Below are 18,241 nucleotides of genomic sequence, written 5' to 3' on the forward strand. Positions count from 1 at the left end.
TAAATTATTTTTTATTTATTTTCTTTGTTGATATTGTTCTAATCGGAGGTAATTATCTATAAGCTTTTGTATAATTATTTGGCATTCTTCTCTAAATTCATAAGATAAATATAATGATTCAGGATAATTATTGAATATCGTCTTTAGCCCTTGTAATAATTTCATTTTTATATTAACTAAATAATTCATCCATTGATTTTCTAAAAGAGAGACTAAATATTTTTCCATTTCCTCTGGAAATGTCATTCCATGAAAAACCAATTGATACAGTTCCTTATCTGTTATTGTATTTTTTAAATCTTGTTTTTCTAGTTTTTCTATATTGATTTCGATAAAACTACTTAAAGCCCGTAATTTATTAACACGGTCAAGGAAATAACCAAATTCTGAACTTTGAGAACAACTAGGCATTAATGATTGCATATCACAAATCAAGCTTTGTGTTAGAAAGCTCAAGATAATTGTACATTGTTTAATGTCATATTCTTCTATCCACATTTTAAAAAAATAAATAGGCTCAAAATCAAGGTTAATAAAACTACGATAAAGATTTCTTAATGCCGAAGCATTGAGAGAGAGTAACTTTGCAAATGTTTTAGCTTGAAGCGCAATATTAATACCGGCTCTAATTTGCTTTCCATTTTCACCCTCAAGCAAACGATTTATCTCATTCTCAATACCTGCATCTAATTGCGAACCTAGCTTTTTTTTTCTAAGTAATTCTCGTAAAACCATAACGAGATCACTTTCATCAGGGAACATTTTACGTAAATAGCGAAGCAATTCTTGCAAACTTCGCCCTGATTTTCTAAATAACATCATGACATTATCAAGTTTTTTATCCGCGCCCTCTTCTGCAATATATAATGTACTTTGACCTCTATTTGCTTTTTTATCTAATGATTGACCAAAACGTTGAGAAAATAGTGTTGCAACCATAGACATATCATCAGATATCTCTATTAATTGATTTTGATAGTTTTGGCTTTCATTTATTTTTGGTTGTTTATACTCTGTTTCTTGTTGGCTTTTTTTACCAATACTATTGTTTGCCAAATTCGAAGACGTAAAGCTATTAATTGGCCCGATCATAGTGCTACCTCATAAAGGCTTGAAGCTGTTTTAATGCTTGAGATGTTTTTTTATCGATTGGTTGAAATGGATTCTCAATTAAAGATCCAAAATCTTCAGCATCCGTGTTTTCTAATAATCGAGGTTGCAGCATAAAAATACGGATCATTTTTTTATTATTATCAGACTCATATTTAAAAGCTCGACCAACTAAAGGGATAGCACTTAAAAAAGGAACTTTAGTTTCGGCTTTCACATTATCTTCTCGTGTATATCCACCAATTAATAAGCTTCCACCTTCCGAAACACGAGCAACAGTACTAATATTTGTACGGTTAATTACAGGTAATTTTTCAACACTTTCATCATCACCATTGTCGTCTTTTTTTTCTGCACCATCTTCAAGATTAATAATCATCTCAATATCTTTACTTGAATTACCAATACGTGGTAACACACTGATCATCGTGCCAAATGTTGTCGATTCTAATGAAGCAACGCGTTCACCTTTTATTTGAGTATAAAAAGTCGTGTTGTTATCAAAAATAGCGGGGGTATTTTCTTGTGTTAATAACATTGGGCGAGATACCATTTGCGCTTCACCATCTTCACTCAATGCTTTAATTTTTCCTAAAAAGTTAAAACCAGATGCAGCACTTAAACTTGCCGTATTAAAAAAGAAGCTGCCTTTACCCGAGTCATAACTTGCTTGCCAATTAACACCTAAACTATCTGCTTTATTTTTAGAAATATCGATTATCCATAACGACAATTCAACTTGTCTTTTGGGTTTATCTAATTGAGAAATGAGTGAATCGATTAATGCTAATCCTTCTCGGCTTGTCTTTACTAAAAGACTATTTGAACCCGGTAATGGCACTAATTCGACGTTATATTGCCCTATTTTAGTTATAATAGGCGCATTCGTTTCTTCAATACCATTTACCGCTTCATCGTATTTCTGACTATCGTTATTTTCTAGCGTTTTATGAGGTTCTACCGCTGTTCTTTCTATTCCTTTAGAGGGTATAAATAACTGCTGTAAAACAGAAGTAATACCCGGTAGCACCACTGTTTCACCGCGTAAGGTATAAGTTCTATCTTGTACAAAGGTATTTTTTAATGGAAATATCTGTACAAACTCATCACCATAGCGAGAACTCCCCACCGGTACTTGGTTATTGGTATTTTCATTAATTTTTTCTTGTACATCATTATCTAAAAACTCGGCTGCGGCTTTGACTAATTTAATATAAACAGGAGGCCCCGAAATATAAAAAGTACGTTGATCTTGACCTGCACGCAGTGGATAACGCTGATCATATAATCCTACATCTTGTAAATAGTCTTTTAGCTCGGCTAGACCTATATTTTTTACCTGAAAGAGTTCTTGTAATATCTCACTGCTCTCATAAATATAAATTGATTTTCCATCATTAAAATAGAGCAATGACAAACGTTTCACCATCAATTCAAATGCTTCTTCTGGTGAGGAAATATCAAAATTTCCAGTTACTCTTTCCTTTTTTACTGCATTACTCAGAATAAAAGGTTTATCTAATTTATCTGATAACACGAGAAAAAATTGTTCGACTCGTGTATCAACTGCAATAAAAACATCCGGTTTTTTCACCTGATGCGTGTAGATAACCTTTCCTTGCGCAGCTTGAATTTGAAAAGACAAACTGCAACAAAGTGCTAGCCCAATAACACAATAAATTTTATTTTTTATTTTCATAAAGATGTTGACCAATTCGACGAAATTCTGTTGGTGTAATACCAAATAACGTCTTAATTTCATTAGAGAAATGAGACGCGGAACTAAATCCATTATCGACTGCGATTTGTGTCAATGATTCATCGGTTGATAGCGTGGTTAAAATTGAAGACGCTGCACGCCATGAACGCAATTGGCTTTTTCCACAGTTACCTAAATAACGTTTACACAGTCGTCTAAAATGCGTACCTGATACTCCATATCGTTCTCCAATTTGTGCAATATTACTTTTCTTCTCATCTAAATAACTAATGAGATGCAAAATAAGCCAATAACTTTCACTGTGTCTTATTGTGACAAATAGAGGTTCTAATTGGCTTTCTGCTTTTATTGCTTCATTTATTAATACGTATTCTAGAGATTTATTAGTATCTTCTATATAAAAAATCTGCTGATTAATATCAAATTCAGATCCTATCGCTGTCATTTTTGAAAAATCACGAGCATAATCAATAAATGCCAATAATCTTGCACAAATAAAAAATGATCTTTTTTCAATTCTCCAAGACTGGTTTTCTGATTGGAAAATAACGTCATCACTTTTGGCATTATAAATAAAAGCCTTTCCTTTTATAATTTTGATCTTTTTTTCATCATATATTTTTATCGGATAATCATTCTTTAAAGGAATGCAAAAGAACAATGAATTACCTAACAATATATTTTTATCGCCGCTTATTTTTATATCATTTATCAACATGGTAAATACCTCTCGTTATACTTATCATAAAATTAAAAAGTAAAGATAATAAATTTTTAGTTAACTCATTTTTATGGTTTTGCTTTATATAATATTACAATAATATCACCTATTATTAACTATAAAAATGAATAACAAATTTTTTCCGTTTATTATTTAAAAAAAGTGTCAGTAATATATCAATACCCACTATCAAATAAAAAACATGTGCTTTTTTTTAAAAGAATTTTTATGCTCATTTGACTAAACTATATTTATATTATGAATTAATAACAATTTATCATTAGGCTAATTCCATGCTTTATTATATTTACATCCTCAGTGGCCCCTTAAAAGGAACTATTATTCCTCTACCACCCAATCGCTATTCATTATTCTTATACAATAAAGAATGCATTGAAAATAAAGAAGAAAATGATAAAACTATACTTTACATCCCTTGTGATAAACAGGAAGATGAGAAAAAGCTCGCTATTATACTTGATGAAGATAATAGTGAAAATAATAAATATAGAATTGAAAGTAGCTTAATACAAAAAGAAATCGATAAAGAATATCCGTTGGAAATCGATAGCCCAATATATAGCAATGATACGCCTATCTTTTTGATTAGTGATAAAAATGATTTATCTCTCGCATCATTTGATTTTAAAAAAAAGAAAAAAACAGGCATCATAAATAAAAAAATTATTTTATTATTAACATTAATAACGCTATTCTTTATAGCATTAGTTTTTTATATAAAAAGACCGACAGAAGAAAAAATCATTCCAACTGTATCAAAAAGTTTAAATTTTAAAGGATATCAAGGAAAAAATGGATATTATTGCATTTATGATAATTTATACCCGACGTCAAAAATAGAAAGCGCATTAGAAAATAAAATTATCTATCTGGAGAAAGTAAAAAACTTATCTACCGGTAATAATCATCAAAAAGTACATATAATTTTTAAAGATAAATTCAAACCTATTGTTAGTTTTTTTTATCATAATGAAACTGAAAAATTAAAAATGATCAATAATATAAATTCTGATTTTTCAAAAAATTGCCAGCCAACCATTAAAGGAATATCAATACCTAACATGATTAATGATATAAATGAATTTGAGCTAACTAAAACAATAGGTTATACCATTGAAGAAAAAAATAACGGATTAACCTTTATTTTTGATGATGCATTGAATATCACTAACAAAGAAAAACTGGATACTTATATCAAAAAACAAACGGCCATTTTTGGCAGAAAATTTATTTTTTACCGTGAAAATATAAGTAATCCTATGTTGAAAAATAAAGCAACATTACAAGAAGATCATGGATATATCTTTCTTGATAACCAACATCGTTATTTTCCTCAAGGATAATAACGATATTTATAACCGATAATTTAGAATCAATCTTAGAGGAATACTATTATGCCAGCTTATCCTGTTGCCGACGATGTCAGCTCTATTAATCAAGTTGATAGTTATTTTCAAAACCCTGTAAAAAGCCAGAGTGAGGCATTAAAAATTGCATTAGATGCATTAAAAACAGATACATCAAACGCGGCGGCCTTAGCCGATTATCAAGCAAGACTTGCTGAATATAATATTACGCGTAATGCAGAATCAACGTCGATTAAAGTTGTGAAAGATTTGGCAATGAGCATTATCGGGAATATGCGTTAGTTTTTATTTAATGGAGGCTGTATATGGCGATTACCCCAGTTGTTCCTGTTCATTTGGCTACATTATCAAACGATAAAAGCACAAGTGATGATAATTTATCCTCAATAATGGTAAACAGCATCACAAGTGGTTTTCAATATGAAAAACAGATCCAAGAAAAGCTAACAACATTAAGCCAATTAAGTGATGTTCAAAGTTACACACAGCTACAAACAACACTTAACGATTATACAATTACAATGAATTTAGCGAGCACATTAGCCAGAAAATCACTGAATATTGTTGAAACATTACTCAAGGCACAATAGTAATGAAAATGCGATATTTGTTTTTGGCATTATTATGTTGCCTGTTTCCATTATTAAGTGGTTGTAAAGATCAATCTCTACTCACTAATTTGGATCAAAGACAGGCAACAGAAATTCAAGCTGTTTTACAAAAGCACCAAATAACCAGTACTCGTAAAGCATTAGGAAAAGGGTTATTTGATGTTTCGGTCAAAAAAGAAGATATGGGAATTGCGATTCAAATTTTAGAAGAATATCAATTACCCACACTATCTCGAATTGAAGTGGCTCAGTTATTTCCATCAGATGCATTGGTATCATCACCGCAAGCCGAAAAAGCACGTTTAATTTCTGCTATTGAGCAACGATTAGAACAATCATTACTCACAATTGACCATATTATTGATGCTAGGGTACATGTAAGTTACCCAATATCCCCGGCTGAACGCGTTATTCCAACACCTCATGCTTCAGCTTTAGTTTTTTATGAAGAGGGTATGCTAGATAATGATCAATTAAGCGAAGATGTTCGTGCTTTTATTCATAATGCCTTTAACGATATGAATGAGAATAATATTACCGTTTTGTTGTATCCACGAAATATTAATAAGTTCAACATAATAAATAATCAGCTTTATCAAAATAGCTCTGACTCATTTCTTACTTCTTGGCTATTTCTAAGTTTATTATTGGTCGTTATCGCCGTTCTTATTACGGTTTCATTGATAATATTCCGACGTAAAAAAGCACAGAAGGAAGAAAATAATGACAAATCTAACTTCTGAGCAATTCGAAATGATATCCAGTGTAATGTATGAGCCACTTAGTTATCTTCATGCAGATTACGATGTATTAGCATCAAATAAAGAAAGTATAATTTGGCAGAAACTCGCTAATCGCCAATTAATTCAGCAATATCAACTTATTAATCAACTAGATTGTGACATCGACATTATTGTAGAGAAAATCTTTACGCATTGGGTATTACTTCCCCGTTGCGCTCTATTTTTAGGCTATTTGTACTCTAGAGAAACGCTTTTATTATCTGGTAATTACTATCAGCTAGAACCACAATTAAAAGCGTTTTTATCTCTTTATTCTGTGTTAAATATAGATAAGAAGATAACGACTCCTCTGGAAAGTATCGTACCCATAAATATCGGCTATCAATTACTCTTTGATTTTATTAATTCAATTTCAACCGCACTGGCTCAACGTTTTACATTGCTTTTTGCACCACAATCATCACCGGTTGAACTTCCTCAGTCACTCTTTTTATCCCGTTCACTTTTTCTTTTGGTGCTAGATTATGCTGCGCTCGCTGTCTGAAAATCTTTTAACATACACTCGTGAAGGTGTATTAATACGGGCTAAATATGTTCGACAACTTGATAATATTTATAAAACCGAATTAGCGGCCAAACTCGCGACAAAAAAAATGCTCCGAGATTTTAATAAGAAACTAGATGCGCATAATAAGGAGATTGAAAACCAAGCTTATAGTAAAGGATTACAGGCATTATTAGGGGATATATTAAAATTCTCAATTCAATACCAAGAACAACTGGCACAGTATGAATTTCAACAAAGGGAGCAAATAATCGCAACTCTTGCTCAATTTTTTGACTCACCAGAAATACAAGTTGAACTCACACGTCGTTTAATTTCAACAATACCTTCAGAGAAAAAAATAACGCTAGATATTCCAGCAACGCTACGCCCATATCTTGAGAAAGAGCTCAATAATATCAATATTGAATTGATATCTCATGACAGCAAGGCCATTGCTATTCATGCTGGTGATCAAGTGGCTTTTTTTGATCCTGCGCTGTTACTCAATGATTTAAAATCACAATTTCACCAGCCTTTTTCTGAATCTTATCAAGCAACATTTACTCAAGAAATTAAAGACACTCTGCTGAAATTTATTAATACGTTTGATGCATCAGATGATATGCATCCTCAAATAGAAACATCCAGTGAGGGTAATAATGAAGATTGATGCTTTAAAAACACAGACTTTATATGAACCACAGCCTCATTTACCTGCATCAAAAAGTATCGTAAATAAGGAATTAGATCCTTTAATGGCGACACTAAATCCTACTTTTTACCAAAATTTAAAAACAACCAACGTGAATACAGTCAAAGATATCTTAGCGTTATTAAATAAATTTGATGTTAAAAATGAAGGCAATCAAACCTTAAAAGAAAAACGTCAAGTTGCGCTATTAATGTATGCTCACCAAGAAAGTGAATTAGAAAATAGTGATAATAAAGAGGTCATTAATCAGGCGTTAATTTCACTTCTTTCTTACCAAGGTTTTTATCACCAATTTACACTCGACTTATTAGGTATGAACGATAATCAAGATGATTATGAGGGCTTCTTTAAACCTGATAGCGCTTCGTTTTCATTTTAACATTTATTATAAGATCTGTGCTCCAGCACCTTTCTCACCTAAAATATCGTCTGGATTACGTAATGGGCAATCACTTAACGATAAACAACCACAGCCAATACAGTGGTCAAGCCCGTTACGTAGTCGTTTAAGACGATGAATTCTTTCATCTAACCGAACTTTCCAATCCGTTGATATTTCGTGCCATTGTTCTGCGGTTAATTTACTATTTGGTGGATATTTTCCTAGTATTTCCTGAATTTCTTTTAGTGGGATACCGGTACTCTGCGCCGCTTTGATAATTGCCACATAACGCAATACAACCGGAGGGTAACGACGCTGATTACCTGCACTTCGATAGCTTTCTATCAACCCTTTTTCTTCATAAAAATGTAACGTTGAAATTGCAACACCACTTCGTTTTGCTACCTCACCGACAGTAAGCGCCCTATTGGGATCTATTTTTTCTTTTTTCATTTTTTATTTTTTCCTCTTGACCTCAACTTAACTTGAGGTTTTATAGTCCTCTCCTCAAATTAAGTCAAGCCAGTGAAATGCTGACTTCTGTGTTTAAGATCGTTGAGAAATGATTTATAGCAACGGCAAATAGCCGTTATTTCAAAGTACTGTGGCAACAATTCAATCAATAAAAATAGAAAAACGCTCATCATGGGATAGGCAATAATATGAATAAAAAACTCACTTTTACCGTCTGTGCCTCGCTCTTTTTGCTCAGTGCAGGTGCGATGGTCTATGCGACAACTTCATCGAATGATGAGGAAACTCAGCAATTTGCTTACCCTCCAACAAAAGTGGCATTAGCAACCGTACAATCATCAAAATTACCAAACAATATGCAAGGGGTTGGAGAATTAGAAGCTGCACGCCAAGTTTATTTAGCCGCTGAAACCAATGGTCAGATTGCTGTGATTAACTTTGAGTCGGGGCAAACGGTTAAAGCGGGTCAAGTTTTAGCGAAATTAAATGATGAACCTGAACAAGCCGAATTATTACGTTTACAAGCGCAATTAACCAACGCAGAAAAACTCTATTCTCGAACCAGACAACTTTATAGTAAAAATATGGTGGCAACAGCGCAATTAGATAGCACGTTATCAGAACGCGATATGATTGTGGCCTCCATTCGTGAAGTGAAAGCGCGGATTGCACAAAAGGCAATTAAAGCGCCCTTTGACGGTATTGTTGGGATAAAACTTGTCCATGAAGGGCAATATCTTAATGCGGGTGAACGTGTTGCTTCACTCGTTGATGCAAGCCATTTAAAGCTCAATTTCTCCCTTGATGAACAAGCTGCACCGAAAATTTCAACAAAACAGCCAATTAATATCGAAGTCGATGCTTACCCAGATATCATTTTTACTGGTTCAATAAATGCGATTGATCCTCTTATTGGCCCTTCTCGTACAGTGCAAATACAGGCTGTTTTACCGAATACTGACAATAAATTAAAAGCGGGCATGTTTGCTCGTGTTCAAGTTACTTCTCCTGATAGTCCGATGGTATTAACCGTACCAGAAACGGCAGTCACTTATACTGCCTATGGAGATACCGTGTTTGTAGCGCAATCTGACAATCAAAAAAACCTTATCGCTAAGCGTGTCTCTGTGAAAGTTGGATTGCGCTACAACGGCCTTATTGAGATCAAAGAAGGATTATCCCTTGGTGATCATGTGGTCTCATCCGGTCAAATAAAACTTAGTGATGGCATCACTATTGAGCCTATTGAACAAGATACACTGGCTCAATTAGTCAGCACCAAGTCATAACAGGGGCTAATAATGAAATTTACCGATATTTTTGTTCGTCGCCCTGTTTTGGCATTAGTTGTTAGCACACTCATCTTTTTACTGGGTGCATTTGCATTCAGTAAACTGCCAATTCGCCAATATCCGATGTTGCAAAATTCAACCATAACGATTGCAACAGACTACCCAGGTGCATCATCTGAACTGATGCAAGGATTTGTGACACAACCAATCACACAAGCCGTTTCCTCCGTAGAGGGTGTGGATTATATTTCGTCTTCTTCTGTACAAGGAAAAAGCTTAGTCACCGTCAGAATGGAATTAAACCGTGACCCTACCCAAGCCTTAACACAGGTAATGGCGAAGGTAAATCAAGTGCGCTATAAGTTACCTAAGCAAGCTTATGATCCTGTTATCGAGCTTTCATCTGGCGAATCGACTGCGGTGGCTTATGTCGGATTCTCAAGTGAGCAGCTTTCTATCCCTGAACTCACCGACTACCTTTCTCGCGTTGTTGAACCGATGTTCTCATCCATCAATGGCGTTGCCAAAGTACAAGTTTTTGGTGGACAACAATTAGCAATGCGTCTGTGGTTAGATGCAGACAAACTGGCAGGTCGTAATTTAACAGCAAGTGATGTCGCAGAAGCTGTACGCCGTAATAACTATCAAGCCGCGCCCGGGAAAGTCGAAGGTGAGTTTGTGATTGCCAACGTTTATGTCAATACTGACCTCACTAATGTCGAAGAATTTAAAGATATGGTGATTAGTAATGATGGCAATAGTCTGGTGCGTTTACGTGATATTGGTACTGTTGAGCTAGGTGCTGCTGCCACTGAAACCAGTGGTATTATGAATGGTAAAAAAGCCGTCTTCTTAGGTCTATTTCCCACACCGACAGGTAATCCGTTGGTAATTGTTGATGGTATTCGCGAACATCTTGTTGATATTCAAAAAACCTTACCGCCAAGTGTCGATGTAGAATTGGCATTTGAAACTTCACGTTTTATCAAAGCCTCTATTAACCAAGTAGTGCAAACATTAATTGAAGCGATTTTAATTGTTATCGCTGTTATTTATCTCTGTTTGGGATCGTTTCGCTCTGTTCTTATTCCTGTACTTGCCATTCCCTTATCAATGTTAGGTGCAGCAGGATTAATGCTTGCCTTTGGTTTTAGTATTAATTTGCTCACCTTGCTGGCAATGGTTTTAGCTATTGGATTAGTTGTGGATGATGCGATAGTGGTTGTTGAAAACGTGCATCGCCATATTGAAGAGGGATTATCGCCTGTTGAAGCAGCATTAGTGGGCGCAAGAGAAGTGGCAGGTCCTGTTATTGCAATGACCATCACTTTAGCGGCTGTTTATGCACCGATTGGTTTAATGGCTGGATTAACAGGCGCATTATTTAAAGAATTTGCCATAACATTGGCAGGTAGTGTGATTATATCAGGTATTGTGGCATTAACCTTATCACCGGTGATGAGTTCATTAATGTTAAAGCCCAAAGAAAATGAAGGCAAAATGGCTAAAATGGCCGAGTATTTCTTTGATAAGTTGGCTCATTACTATAGTTACGTCCTCCATTTTTCTTTAGCTAATCGCTGGTTAACCCTCGTTTTCGCTTTAGTTGTGTTTGTCAGTTTGCCGTTTTTATATAGCCAGGCAAAACAAGAATTGGCACCTTCAGAAGATCAGGCGAGTGTCTTAACCGCGGTCAAAGCACCACAACATGCAAATTTAGCCTATGCGGAACGTTTTAATCAGAAGCTTGATGAAATTTATATGAGTCTGCCTGAAACAGATAGCACATGGATAATTAATGGCACAGATGGCCCTTCGGCAAGCTTTGGCGGGATCAACTTTGATGGTTGGGATTTACGTGACCGCAATGCAGATCAAATCCAAGCTGACTTGCAAAACCGCGTAATTCATGTTGAAGGAACCAGTATTTTTGCTTTCCAATTAGCTTCTTTGCCCGGCTCCGTGGGGGGATTACCTGTGCAAATGGTATTACGCAGCCCATTAGGTTATCCCGTTTTATTTGAAACAATGGAACAAATCAAACAACAAGCCAGAGAAAGCGGTCTGTTTGTCGTGGTGGATAGCGATTTAGACTACAACAACCCTGTCATTCAAGTTGCAATAGATAGAGCAAAAGCCAATAGCCTAGGTATTCGTATGCAAGATATTGGTGAATCACTGTCTCTGTTAGTGGGTGAACATTATATCAACCGCTTTGGTATGGATGGTCGCTCTTATGATGTGATCCCGCAAAGTGTACGTCACCAACGTTTAACGCCAGCAGCACTTGCTGGGCACTATATTCGTACTCAAGATAATGTGTTAATTCCATTATCGACAGTGGTAAATATTACGACACAAGTTGAGCCTAATAAGCTCACGCAATTTAATCAACAAAATGCTGCGATTTTCCAAGCGATCCCTGCATCAGGTGTCACCATGGGACAAGCGGTCGCGTTTCTTGAAAATGTGGCAGATTCATTACCAGCCGGCTTTAGTCATGATTGGCAATCAGATTCTCGCCAATTTACTCAAGAAGGAAATACCTTAGTTTTTGCGTTTATTGCCGCGCTTATCATTATCTATTTAGTGTTAGCCGCACAGTATGAAAGCTTGGTTGATCCATTGATTATTTTGATTACTGTACCGCTCTCTATTTGTGGCGCTCTTGTGCCATTAGCGTTAGGTATGGTGACATTAAATATCTACACTCAAATTGGTTTAGTCACCCTGATTGGGCTTATCAGTAAGCACGGTATTTTAATGGTGGAATTTGCTAATGAATTGCAAGTTCATAAAAACCTAAACCGACGTGATGCGATTATTGAAGCAGCAAAAATCCGCTTACGCCCTGTGTTAATGACCACGGCGGCAATGGTGATTGGACTTATCCCACTGTTATTCGCTAGTGGTGCTGGGGCAAATAGCCGCTATGGATTAGGACTAATTATCGTCTCAGGAATGTTAGTTGGCACATTGTTTACCTTGTTTGTATTGCCAACAATGTACAGCTTTTTAGCGCGAAACCATCAAATCAGCGCCCAAACTGAGCGTCAAAAACAGTTACAGCAAGTGAGTGAGTTATAAGTCAGATAAATAACAAGAAGTCATATGTCGTAAAATCAATCCCCATTGTGAATGCAATGGGGATCTTTTATAGCCATTTAAACAAATGTTATTTTATTTTAATATCATCATTAAGTAGTGATATATTGTTATCTATTGCATATTTAAAGAGTTCAGCAATTTGCTCAGGCTGATAAAGCGCTCGGAAACTGCGTTTTTCTCTTAAATCAGAGATAATGCTTTCTAAACTTTTTCCTTCTTTATTCCCTGATTGTTCTGCTTTCATCATTTCCATTAGAGCAATAAATTCCCCTGTTCTTCCTAATCCAGCAAGGCAATGAACCGCTATATTTTCTTTTGTTGGGTTTATTTTTAATTTATCGCCAATAACATTAATTGTATTTTTTAATTTTGTCGCATCTATTCCTGTATGATCTTTCCAATCAAAAATATGTACAAAGTTTATTTTTTTCTTTTCATTACTACCTTTTTTAGTCAAGAACCTAGAGTATGCTTTGCAATCTAAATGTCTTTCATTTCCTGAAAATTCATTTTCTCCATTTTTATTTTCTACAACTTTAACCATTCCATTTTTATCTTTTATTTTAAACTTACTGAAATCCCACTTTTGAATGTGGCGAGAATTTATATTATCCAAATCCAAATCTTCTCTAAAATATTTAAACCCTTCCTTCTCAAAATTGCTTTTATTATATTCAGCACCAAGTTTTGAAAGATCTTTTTTAATATCATCCTTCGAGGCTAAAACATAAACTGTATTTATGTCATTATCAAATAACATATTAAAATAATTTTTTAAACTTTCTTTATTATTCAAAGGGTATTGGGATGCAATAGTCATATTAGGAGAATTATAAGAACTAACATCATTCGCTGGCAATGATACATCGCCTGATTTTATTAAAGTATCTGTACGATACGTTAATTGCTTACTGTATCTTGAATTTTCAACCGATTGATAATCGGCTGAACTATATTTTAAACCATTTAAGTTATTAAATAATATTTTAGCTTTTTCATTATACTTATCTGTGCCAGTACATTTTTTAACCGCGACTAAAAAATTATCTCTGGCATTATGCAACCTTACTTCTTTATTAGAGTGAGAAAAATTAAAATTTGATATATTTGTATTATTAATTTGTCGTCTAGAAAGTAAGCTATTATTTTCTGTGTTTATTCTCTGGGGCTGTAATAAATGAGGCTTATTATTTACTATTCGTCTTTTAGATGGAAAGTCAGTAGGAGGACTATAAGTTGTATTTGATAATTTATATATTGGTGAATTTGCTGACGGTTTAGGCGGTAATGGTAGAGGATTATCAATACGTGTCGATGATTTATATATTGGTGAACCTGCTGGTAGTTTAGGAAGCATTTCATTATGGCTATTTTTAATACTTGTTATATTGTTCCAAGTACTATTTTTTACCTCTCCACTTGATCCGAATGAATTTGTAATAGGTGTACATCTAAAATTAGCTGGTGATAATAACATATCTATGCCCTTAAATATAAAACTGTATTATCTTATTAGAGAACGATTTGATATATAAAAAAAACACCTTTATAAACTTTATAAAAAACAAATTAAAATACCGATACTTTTTAATAAAATATCGGCATTTAAGTTAAAAAGGTAAAATCACCATCTAATTTATAAAGTTAGCTTACATCGTAGAGAATGTATTCATAATTATTCCGCCAGAGATAATTAATGCCATTGAAAATATAGCGGGTAAGTCTGGTTTTTGTTTATATAGGATCATAGCAACTAATGTTACACCCACAATACCAAATCCACACCACAGTGAATACGCTACACCAACAGGGATATATCCCATTGCACGCGTTAAGGCAAAATAACAAATACAGTAAGCAGCAATAACTAAAACAGAAGGTGCTAATTTACTAAAGCCATTGGTCTTTTTTATCATAGACGTGCCGGTGATTTCAGAACCAATAGACAGCGCCAGCCATAAGAATCCAGTAAACATAATTGTTATCCTTATTTATTTTAATAAAGTTGTTTTTTATTAAAAATCTATTTATTAATAAATAGATTTATTTATTCACTGACGATGCAGCTTGTTTAATATTTTGAGGTTCTGTGTTTTCTTCTTCCCCTTCTTCTGAGCCCATTTTGGAGAAGAGATTCATAATCACAATACCGCTAGCAATCACTGCCATACCTATTATTGCCGCAGTATCAGGATGTTGACCATAAAACAACATACCTAAAGAAGAAACCACTAAAATACCTGTACCAGACCATGTTGCATAAGCTAAACCAACTGGAATATTTTTTACTGCACGCGATAACGAGTAATAACAAATAACATAAAGAACAACAATTAAGCCTAATAATAATGTTTTAGTTGTACCTTCACTATTATCAAACATTTTTAAGGTAGAGGTTGCTGAGGTTTCTGAAATAATAACCGCCAGCATCCAAAGCCATGATTTAGCTTTTGGTGACATAATAAGACTCCTGAGTTATCAGATATAATTTAAGATTAATTTTTCAAACTTTTTAAATATTCAATAGCAGAATCCGTCAATTTATCTTGCGATAAATGATATTTTCCAGGCTTATTCATTACTTCATTTAAAGTAATATAGCGATTATTATTCTCTTGTTTAATTTCAGGATTATATTCAGGTTTAGCTAGATGGTTAATATCATGGTTTATTAAATTAGCTTCAACATCATTTATAGGATGAAAAATAATACCCATTGATTTTAATCGACTAATATTTTCCTGAATAAGCAGGTTGTACTCTTTATTTTTATTTAAACCTAAAATCTCATTTAATTCACTTTCTGGTTGGCAAAAATAAGGTAATGCCATAACAGGAATATTTTGAGCGAGTGCAGAATGAATTAACTTCCCTTCTTCACTGATAAATAGCCCATTAATAATTTCACCCACCAGCTTTTTATCAAAATAAGGAACAAACAGTGCGTGATAAGTCGATAACTGCTGGCAATCAAACTCACTCGCGTTATACATTTCTCCTAGATGACGCCATTTCGACAAATCATGACTGACTTGTGCCTGTGTTGTAACAAAAAGAGAAAATCGAATATGAGAAAACATGTTGATACGTTGACAGATTTCATCTTGGTATCCCGGTGCTGGGGTAAGTGCTAACAACACCGATTTTTTCATTCTTTTTTCTATTTCAGCAACAATCCTTTCAATTAACTGATTGTCCATTACGTCACCTCATTGCCTTAACTGACAATAAATACGCTATCGTTGTTACGAAGTCCTGCCGCATTCGCCTCATCAGTATCTATATGAAATTCTAAAGAAAATTTCTCACTAACTCGAACAACGACCTCATCAAAAATCAGACTACGCTCGCCTTCTGTCTTAACATGCACTTTTTGTCCATTGGTGACATTTAACATTCTGGCGTCAATTTCACTCATATGAATATGGCGTTGAGCGCAAATCACTTGCTCTTTTAATTCAACATGACCCGCAGATCCCATTAAAACAGCATTGCCAGAACCGACTAAATCACCCGACTCACGTACTGGCGCTTTTATACCTAATGCAAAACAATCCGCTTTTGAAATTTCTAATTGGCTTTGTGGTCGAACAGGCCCTAAAACACGAACTTTACTGATCGAGCCTTTAGATCCCACAACAATCACACACTCTTTTGCTGCAAACTGCCCCGGTTGTTTAAGATCTTTAAACGGAGTAAGTTGATAACCTTTGCCGAATAATGCTTCTACATCTTGCTGTGAAAGATGCACATGACGATTAGAAATACCAACAGGGATAGCCATTCCTTGCGCCTCTCCCAACATTACGCCATGTGCGGGTAAGCGAGAGAGAATTTTTCCCATGAGTTGTTGATTAATCATTATTTTTTACCTTTGCGGCTTTCTGGTTTGATCTCTTTTTTACTGCTTTGAGTTTTATCTGTCGCGGTCTTAGTTTCAGAGGCAATATTTGGAGCTTGTAAATCTGCAACTGCTTTTGTGGCTTCAGCGTTTTCAACGTCGTTTTTAACAGGGGCTTCAATTATTGTTTCAACGACCGTTTCAACGATGTTTTCAATAGCAGTCTCTTGCACTTTTTCAGCAACAGCGGGCGCTTTTTTCTTACTTTTTACTGTCAGTAATTTAGTAATAACACTTAGCTCTGGTCTTGCGATCACTAATGATCCGATAACCAACTCTTTTTGGCTCACGACATCAACACCATGATCAATCGCTGTTTTAACAGCACTGATCTCACCTTGAAAACAGACTGATACCAACCCAGAACCCACTTTTCGGTACCCGATAATTTCCACGTTTGCTGCTTTACAAGCGGCATCAGCTGCCTGAATGGCTGCAGTCAACCCTCGTGTTTCAATCACACCTAAACTGTTCATCTTTCTCTCCTACTTAGTGGCGGACAAGACAGATATCGAAATCAAATTTCTTAAAGAAGGCTTCTAAGCTGTCAAGCTCTTCAGGCGTATAACTTGGATCAGTTTTCATTGGGTAAATCATTTCCAATTTTTCGTATTTATTACGTCCAAATTGGTGATAAGGAAGAATATCGATGCGCTGAAGATTACCGCGTTTTGAAAGTTCCATTGCGTAGTTAATCGCGCCAGTGATCGCATCATAAGAGTCGTTATAACCTCGCACTAAAGGCATACGAACAACCACATTTGCACCGAGATCCATTAAACGCTCTAGATTACGACGGACATTCTCATTACCAACACCAAACAACGCTTTATGCTGAGTGGTATCAATGTGTTTGATATCAATAAGAAATTGATCAACGACTTCCGCTAATTTTTCATAATTCGCCACATTAGTGGTTGCTTGTGTTTCCACGGCGGTATTGATCATCATCTTTTTACATTCTCGTAAAAGCGCAACCGCAAAATCAGTTTGTAAACTCATTTCACCGCCACCGATTGTGACACCACCTCCTGAAGAGATGTAAAAGTCATAATCTTGCATGATGATTTTCATTAACTCAGAGACAGAAACATCTTTGCCCATAATATCAAGCGCATCAGAGATACAGACTTCTTCACATTTGCGACAACCAATACAATCAACAGCGCGATCAACACGATGAACTTGTTTACCCTTTTCATTGGTTGTCATGTAATGAACACCCGCCGGACAAACATCAACACATTTACCGCAATCTACACATTTGTCGTGAGAGTACATCACCTGAAATTCACTGCTAAGACCTTCTGGATTTGAACACCAAGGGCAGCGGATATTACAGCCTTTTAAAAAAACGAGAGTACGAATACCATCACCGTCATAAATAGAGTATTTCTGGATATTAAATATCCGACCTCTTGTTTCTGCCGCCGTCTCCATCTTTACGCCTCCAAATCTGCATCAAACATCCCTGTTCGATAAATTTAAATCTTGTCTTGTCGATTAAAAGGGATAGCCTGTGCCATCCCTAT

Annotated in this window: 20 protein-coding genes; 9 read left to right on the forward strand and 11 right to left on the reverse strand. The window is 35.0% G+C overall.

From position 1 onward, the window contains the following. Positions 1 to 15: 15 nt before the first annotated feature. The 3 genes from sctW to F1325_RS16875 are packed head-to-tail and all read right to left on the reverse strand — an operon-like array spanning position 16 to position 3,548. Complete coding sequence (gene sctW, locus F1325_RS16865; RefSeq protein WP_160230745.1) at positions 16 to 1,092, reverse strand: type III secretion system gatekeeper subunit SctW; 1,077 nt, start codon at positions 1,090 to 1,092, stop codon at positions 16 to 18. 4 nt (positions 1,093 to 1,096) lie between these two features. Beyond that, positions 1,097 to 2,809: a type III secretion system outer membrane ring subunit SctC gene (sctC, locus tag F1325_RS16870; protein WP_109373244.1), complete on the reverse strand. Its 1,713-nt coding sequence runs from the start codon at positions 2,807 to 2,809 to the stop codon at positions 1,097 to 1,099. Beyond that, the gene (locus tag F1325_RS16875; protein WP_109373243.1) at positions 2,793 to 3,548 is read right to left on the reverse strand and encodes a helix-turn-helix domain-containing protein; all 756 of its coding nucleotides are present in this window, start codon (positions 3,546 to 3,548) and stop codon (positions 2,793 to 2,795) included. The genes sctC and F1325_RS16875 overlap by 17 nt, the downstream gene beginning before the upstream one ends. Before the next feature lie 296 nt (positions 3,549 to 3,844). Between F1325_RS16875 and F1325_RS16880 the strand changes: the two genes are divergently transcribed. The 7 genes from F1325_RS16880 to F1325_RS16910 are packed head-to-tail and all read left to right on the forward strand — an operon-like array spanning position 3,845 to position 7,931. Next, positions 3,845 to 4,915 (forward strand): hypothetical protein, encoded by a 1,071-nt coding sequence (locus F1325_RS16880; protein ID WP_109373242.1) that lies wholly within the window; start codon positions 3,845 to 3,847, stop codon positions 4,913 to 4,915. Positions 4,916 to 4,966: 51 nt separating this feature from the next. Beyond that, positions 4,967 to 5,221 (forward strand): EscF/YscF/HrpA family type III secretion system needle major subunit, encoded by a 255-nt coding sequence (locus tag F1325_RS16885; RefSeq protein WP_109373241.1) that lies wholly within the window; start codon positions 4,967 to 4,969, stop codon positions 5,219 to 5,221. A gap of 23 nt (positions 5,222 to 5,244) precedes the next feature. Further along, positions 5,245 to 5,529, forward strand: coding sequence for a type III secretion system inner rod subunit SctI (gene sctI, locus F1325_RS16890; RefSeq protein ID WP_109373240.1), 285 nt, complete (start codon positions 5,245 to 5,247; stop codon positions 5,527 to 5,529). 2 nt (positions 5,530 to 5,531) lie between these two features. Next, positions 5,532 to 6,293, forward strand: coding sequence for a type III secretion system inner membrane ring lipoprotein SctJ (sctJ, locus tag F1325_RS16895; RefSeq protein WP_160230746.1), 762 nt, complete (start codon positions 5,532 to 5,534; stop codon positions 6,291 to 6,293). Next, on the forward strand, positions 6,274 to 6,837 hold the full coding sequence (locus tag F1325_RS16900; protein WP_109373238.1) for a type III secretion protein: 564 nt from the start codon (positions 6,274 to 6,276) through the stop codon (positions 6,835 to 6,837). The genes sctJ and F1325_RS16900 overlap by 20 nt, the downstream gene beginning before the upstream one ends. Next, the gene (locus tag F1325_RS16905; RefSeq protein WP_160230747.1) at positions 6,818 to 7,510 is read left to right on the forward strand and encodes a MoaD/ThiS family protein; all 693 of its coding nucleotides are present in this window, start codon (positions 6,818 to 6,820) and stop codon (positions 7,508 to 7,510) included. Before F1325_RS16900 ends, F1325_RS16905 begins: the two co-directional genes overlap by 20 nt. After that, the gene (locus F1325_RS16910; RefSeq protein WP_109373236.1) at positions 7,500 to 7,931 is read left to right on the forward strand and encodes a hypothetical protein; all 432 of its coding nucleotides are present in this window, start codon (positions 7,500 to 7,502) and stop codon (positions 7,929 to 7,931) included. The genes F1325_RS16905 and F1325_RS16910 overlap by 11 nt, the downstream gene beginning before the upstream one ends. Before the next feature lie 6 nt (positions 7,932 to 7,937). Here F1325_RS16910 and soxR read toward each other — a convergent pair whose 3' ends face one another. After that, positions 7,938 to 8,387 (reverse strand): redox-sensitive transcriptional activator SoxR, encoded by a 450-nt coding sequence (gene soxR, locus F1325_RS16915; protein ID WP_109373235.1) that lies wholly within the window; start codon positions 8,385 to 8,387, stop codon positions 7,938 to 7,940. A gap of 209 nt (positions 8,388 to 8,596) precedes the next feature. Here soxR and F1325_RS16920 point away from each other — a divergent pair, with 209 nt between their 5' ends. Further along, entirely contained in the window at positions 8,597 to 9,697 is a 1,101-nt protein-coding gene (locus F1325_RS16920) for an efflux RND transporter periplasmic adaptor subunit (RefSeq protein WP_160230748.1), read from the forward strand. A 12-nt stretch (positions 9,698 to 9,709) separates the two neighbouring features. Beyond that, positions 9,710 to 12,787: a MexW/MexI family multidrug efflux RND transporter permease subunit gene (locus tag F1325_RS16925; RefSeq protein ID WP_160230749.1), complete on the forward strand. Its 3,078-nt coding sequence runs from the start codon at positions 9,710 to 9,712 to the stop codon at positions 12,785 to 12,787. Between the two features lie 88 nt (positions 12,788 to 12,875). Here the strand turns inward: F1325_RS16925 and F1325_RS16930 are convergent, their stop codons facing one another. The 7 genes from F1325_RS16930 to cutD all read right to left on the reverse strand — a co-directional run bounded on the left by F1325_RS16930 (position 12,876) and on the right by cutD (position 18,149). Continuing rightward, entirely contained in the window at positions 12,876 to 14,285 is a 1,410-nt protein-coding gene (locus F1325_RS16930) for a protein-tyrosine phosphatase family protein (protein WP_244313531.1), read from the reverse strand. Positions 14,286 to 14,457: 172 nt separating this feature from the next. After that, complete coding sequence (locus F1325_RS16935) at positions 14,458 to 14,784, reverse strand: DMT family transporter (protein WP_004245856.1); 327 nt, start codon at positions 14,782 to 14,784, stop codon at positions 14,458 to 14,460. Positions 14,785 to 14,851: 67 nt separating this feature from the next. Further along, the gene (locus F1325_RS16940) at positions 14,852 to 15,268 is read right to left on the reverse strand and encodes a DMT family transporter (RefSeq protein ID WP_109373232.1); all 417 of its coding nucleotides are present in this window, start codon (positions 15,266 to 15,268) and stop codon (positions 14,852 to 14,854) included. 35 nt (positions 15,269 to 15,303) lie between these two features. Continuing rightward, complete coding sequence (locus F1325_RS16945; protein ID WP_109373231.1) at positions 15,304 to 16,008, reverse strand: hypothetical protein; 705 nt, start codon at positions 16,006 to 16,008, stop codon at positions 15,304 to 15,306. 17 nt (positions 16,009 to 16,025) lie between these two features. Further along, positions 16,026 to 16,670 carry a phosphate propanoyltransferase gene (locus F1325_RS16950; protein WP_109373230.1) on the reverse strand — a complete coding sequence of 215 codons (645 nt, stop codon included), beginning with the start codon at positions 16,668 to 16,670 and terminating at the stop codon, positions 16,026 to 16,028. After that, positions 16,670 to 17,185, reverse strand: a complete 516-nt coding sequence (locus F1325_RS16955) for a BMC domain-containing protein (RefSeq protein WP_109373229.1) — start codon at positions 17,183 to 17,185, stop codon at positions 16,670 to 16,672. Before F1325_RS16955 ends, F1325_RS16950 begins: the two co-directional genes overlap by 1 nt. Before the next feature lie 13 nt (positions 17,186 to 17,198). Then, positions 17,199 to 18,149: a choline TMA-lyase-activating enzyme gene (gene cutD / locus F1325_RS16960; protein WP_160230750.1), complete on the reverse strand. Its 951-nt coding sequence runs from the start codon at positions 18,147 to 18,149 to the stop codon at positions 17,199 to 17,201. Positions 18,150 to 18,241 lie beyond the last annotated feature (92 nt).

Source organism: Proteus columbae, assembly GCF_009914335.1.
Lineage (GTDB): Bacteria > Pseudomonadota > Gammaproteobacteria > Enterobacterales > Enterobacteriaceae > Proteus.

What these genes read in the sequence shown, in the direction of transcription:
- F1325_RS16955 (WP_109373229.1), bottom strand. Translation starts at nt 17,185, where the DNA reads ATGAACAGTTTAGGTGTGATTGAAACACGAGGGTTGACTGCAGCCATT.
- F1325_RS16920 (WP_160230748.1), top strand. Translation starts at nt 8,597, where the DNA reads ATGAATAAAAAACTCACTTTTACCGTCTGTGCCTCGCTCTTTTTGCTC.
- F1325_RS16945 (WP_109373231.1), bottom strand. Translation starts at nt 16,008, where the DNA reads ATGGACAATCAGTTAATTGAAAGGATTGTTGCTGAAATAGAAAAAAGA.
- F1325_RS16935 (WP_004245856.1), bottom strand. Translation starts at nt 14,784, where the DNA reads ATGTTTACTGGATTCTTATGGCTGGCGCTGTCTATTGGTTCTGAAATC.
- cutD (WP_160230750.1), bottom strand. Translation starts at nt 18,149, where the DNA reads ATGGAGACGGCGGCAGAAACAAGAGGTCGGATATTTAATATCCAGAAA.
- sctW (WP_160230745.1), bottom strand. Translation starts at nt 1,092, where the DNA reads ATGATCGGGCCAATTAATAGCTTTACGTCTTCGAATTTGGCAAACAAT.
- sctJ (WP_160230746.1), top strand. Translation starts at nt 5,532, where the DNA reads ATGAAAATGCGATATTTGTTTTTGGCATTATTATGTTGCCTGTTTCCA.
- F1325_RS16940 (WP_109373232.1), bottom strand. Translation starts at nt 15,268, where the DNA reads ATGTCACCAAAAGCTAAATCATGGCTTTGGATGCTGGCGGTTATTATT.
- F1325_RS16900 (WP_109373238.1), top strand. Translation starts at nt 6,274, where the DNA reads ATGACAAATCTAACTTCTGAGCAATTCGAAATGATATCCAGTGTAATG.
- F1325_RS16880 (WP_109373242.1), top strand. Translation starts at nt 3,845, where the DNA reads ATGCTTTATTATATTTACATCCTCAGTGGCCCCTTAAAAGGAACTATT.
- sctC (WP_109373244.1), bottom strand. Translation starts at nt 2,809, where the DNA reads ATGAAAATAAAAAATAAAATTTATTGTGTTATTGGGCTAGCACTTTGT.
- F1325_RS16875 (WP_109373243.1), bottom strand. Translation starts at nt 3,548, where the DNA reads ATGTTGATAAATGATATAAAAATAAGCGGCGATAAAAATATATTGTTA.
- soxR (WP_109373235.1), bottom strand. Translation starts at nt 8,387, where the DNA reads ATGAAAAAAGAAAAAATAGATCCCAATAGGGCGCTTACTGTCGGTGAG.
- F1325_RS16930 (WP_244313531.1), bottom strand. Translation starts at nt 14,285, where the DNA reads ATGTTATTATCACCAGCTAATTTTAGATGTACACCTATTACAAATTCA.
- F1325_RS16925 (WP_160230749.1), top strand. Translation starts at nt 9,710, where the DNA reads ATGAAATTTACCGATATTTTTGTTCGTCGCCCTGTTTTGGCATTAGTT.
- F1325_RS16910 (WP_109373236.1), top strand. Translation starts at nt 7,500, where the DNA reads ATGAAGATTGATGCTTTAAAAACACAGACTTTATATGAACCACAGCCT.
- F1325_RS16950 (WP_109373230.1), bottom strand. Translation starts at nt 16,670, where the DNA reads ATGATTAATCAACAACTCATGGGAAAAATTCTCTCTCGCTTACCCGCA.
- sctI (WP_109373240.1), top strand. Translation starts at nt 5,245, where the DNA reads ATGGCGATTACCCCAGTTGTTCCTGTTCATTTGGCTACATTATCAAAC.
- F1325_RS16905 (WP_160230747.1), top strand. Translation starts at nt 6,818, where the DNA reads ATGCTGCGCTCGCTGTCTGAAAATCTTTTAACATACACTCGTGAAGGT.
- F1325_RS16885 (WP_109373241.1), top strand. Translation starts at nt 4,967, where the DNA reads ATGCCAGCTTATCCTGTTGCCGACGATGTCAGCTCTATTAATCAAGTT.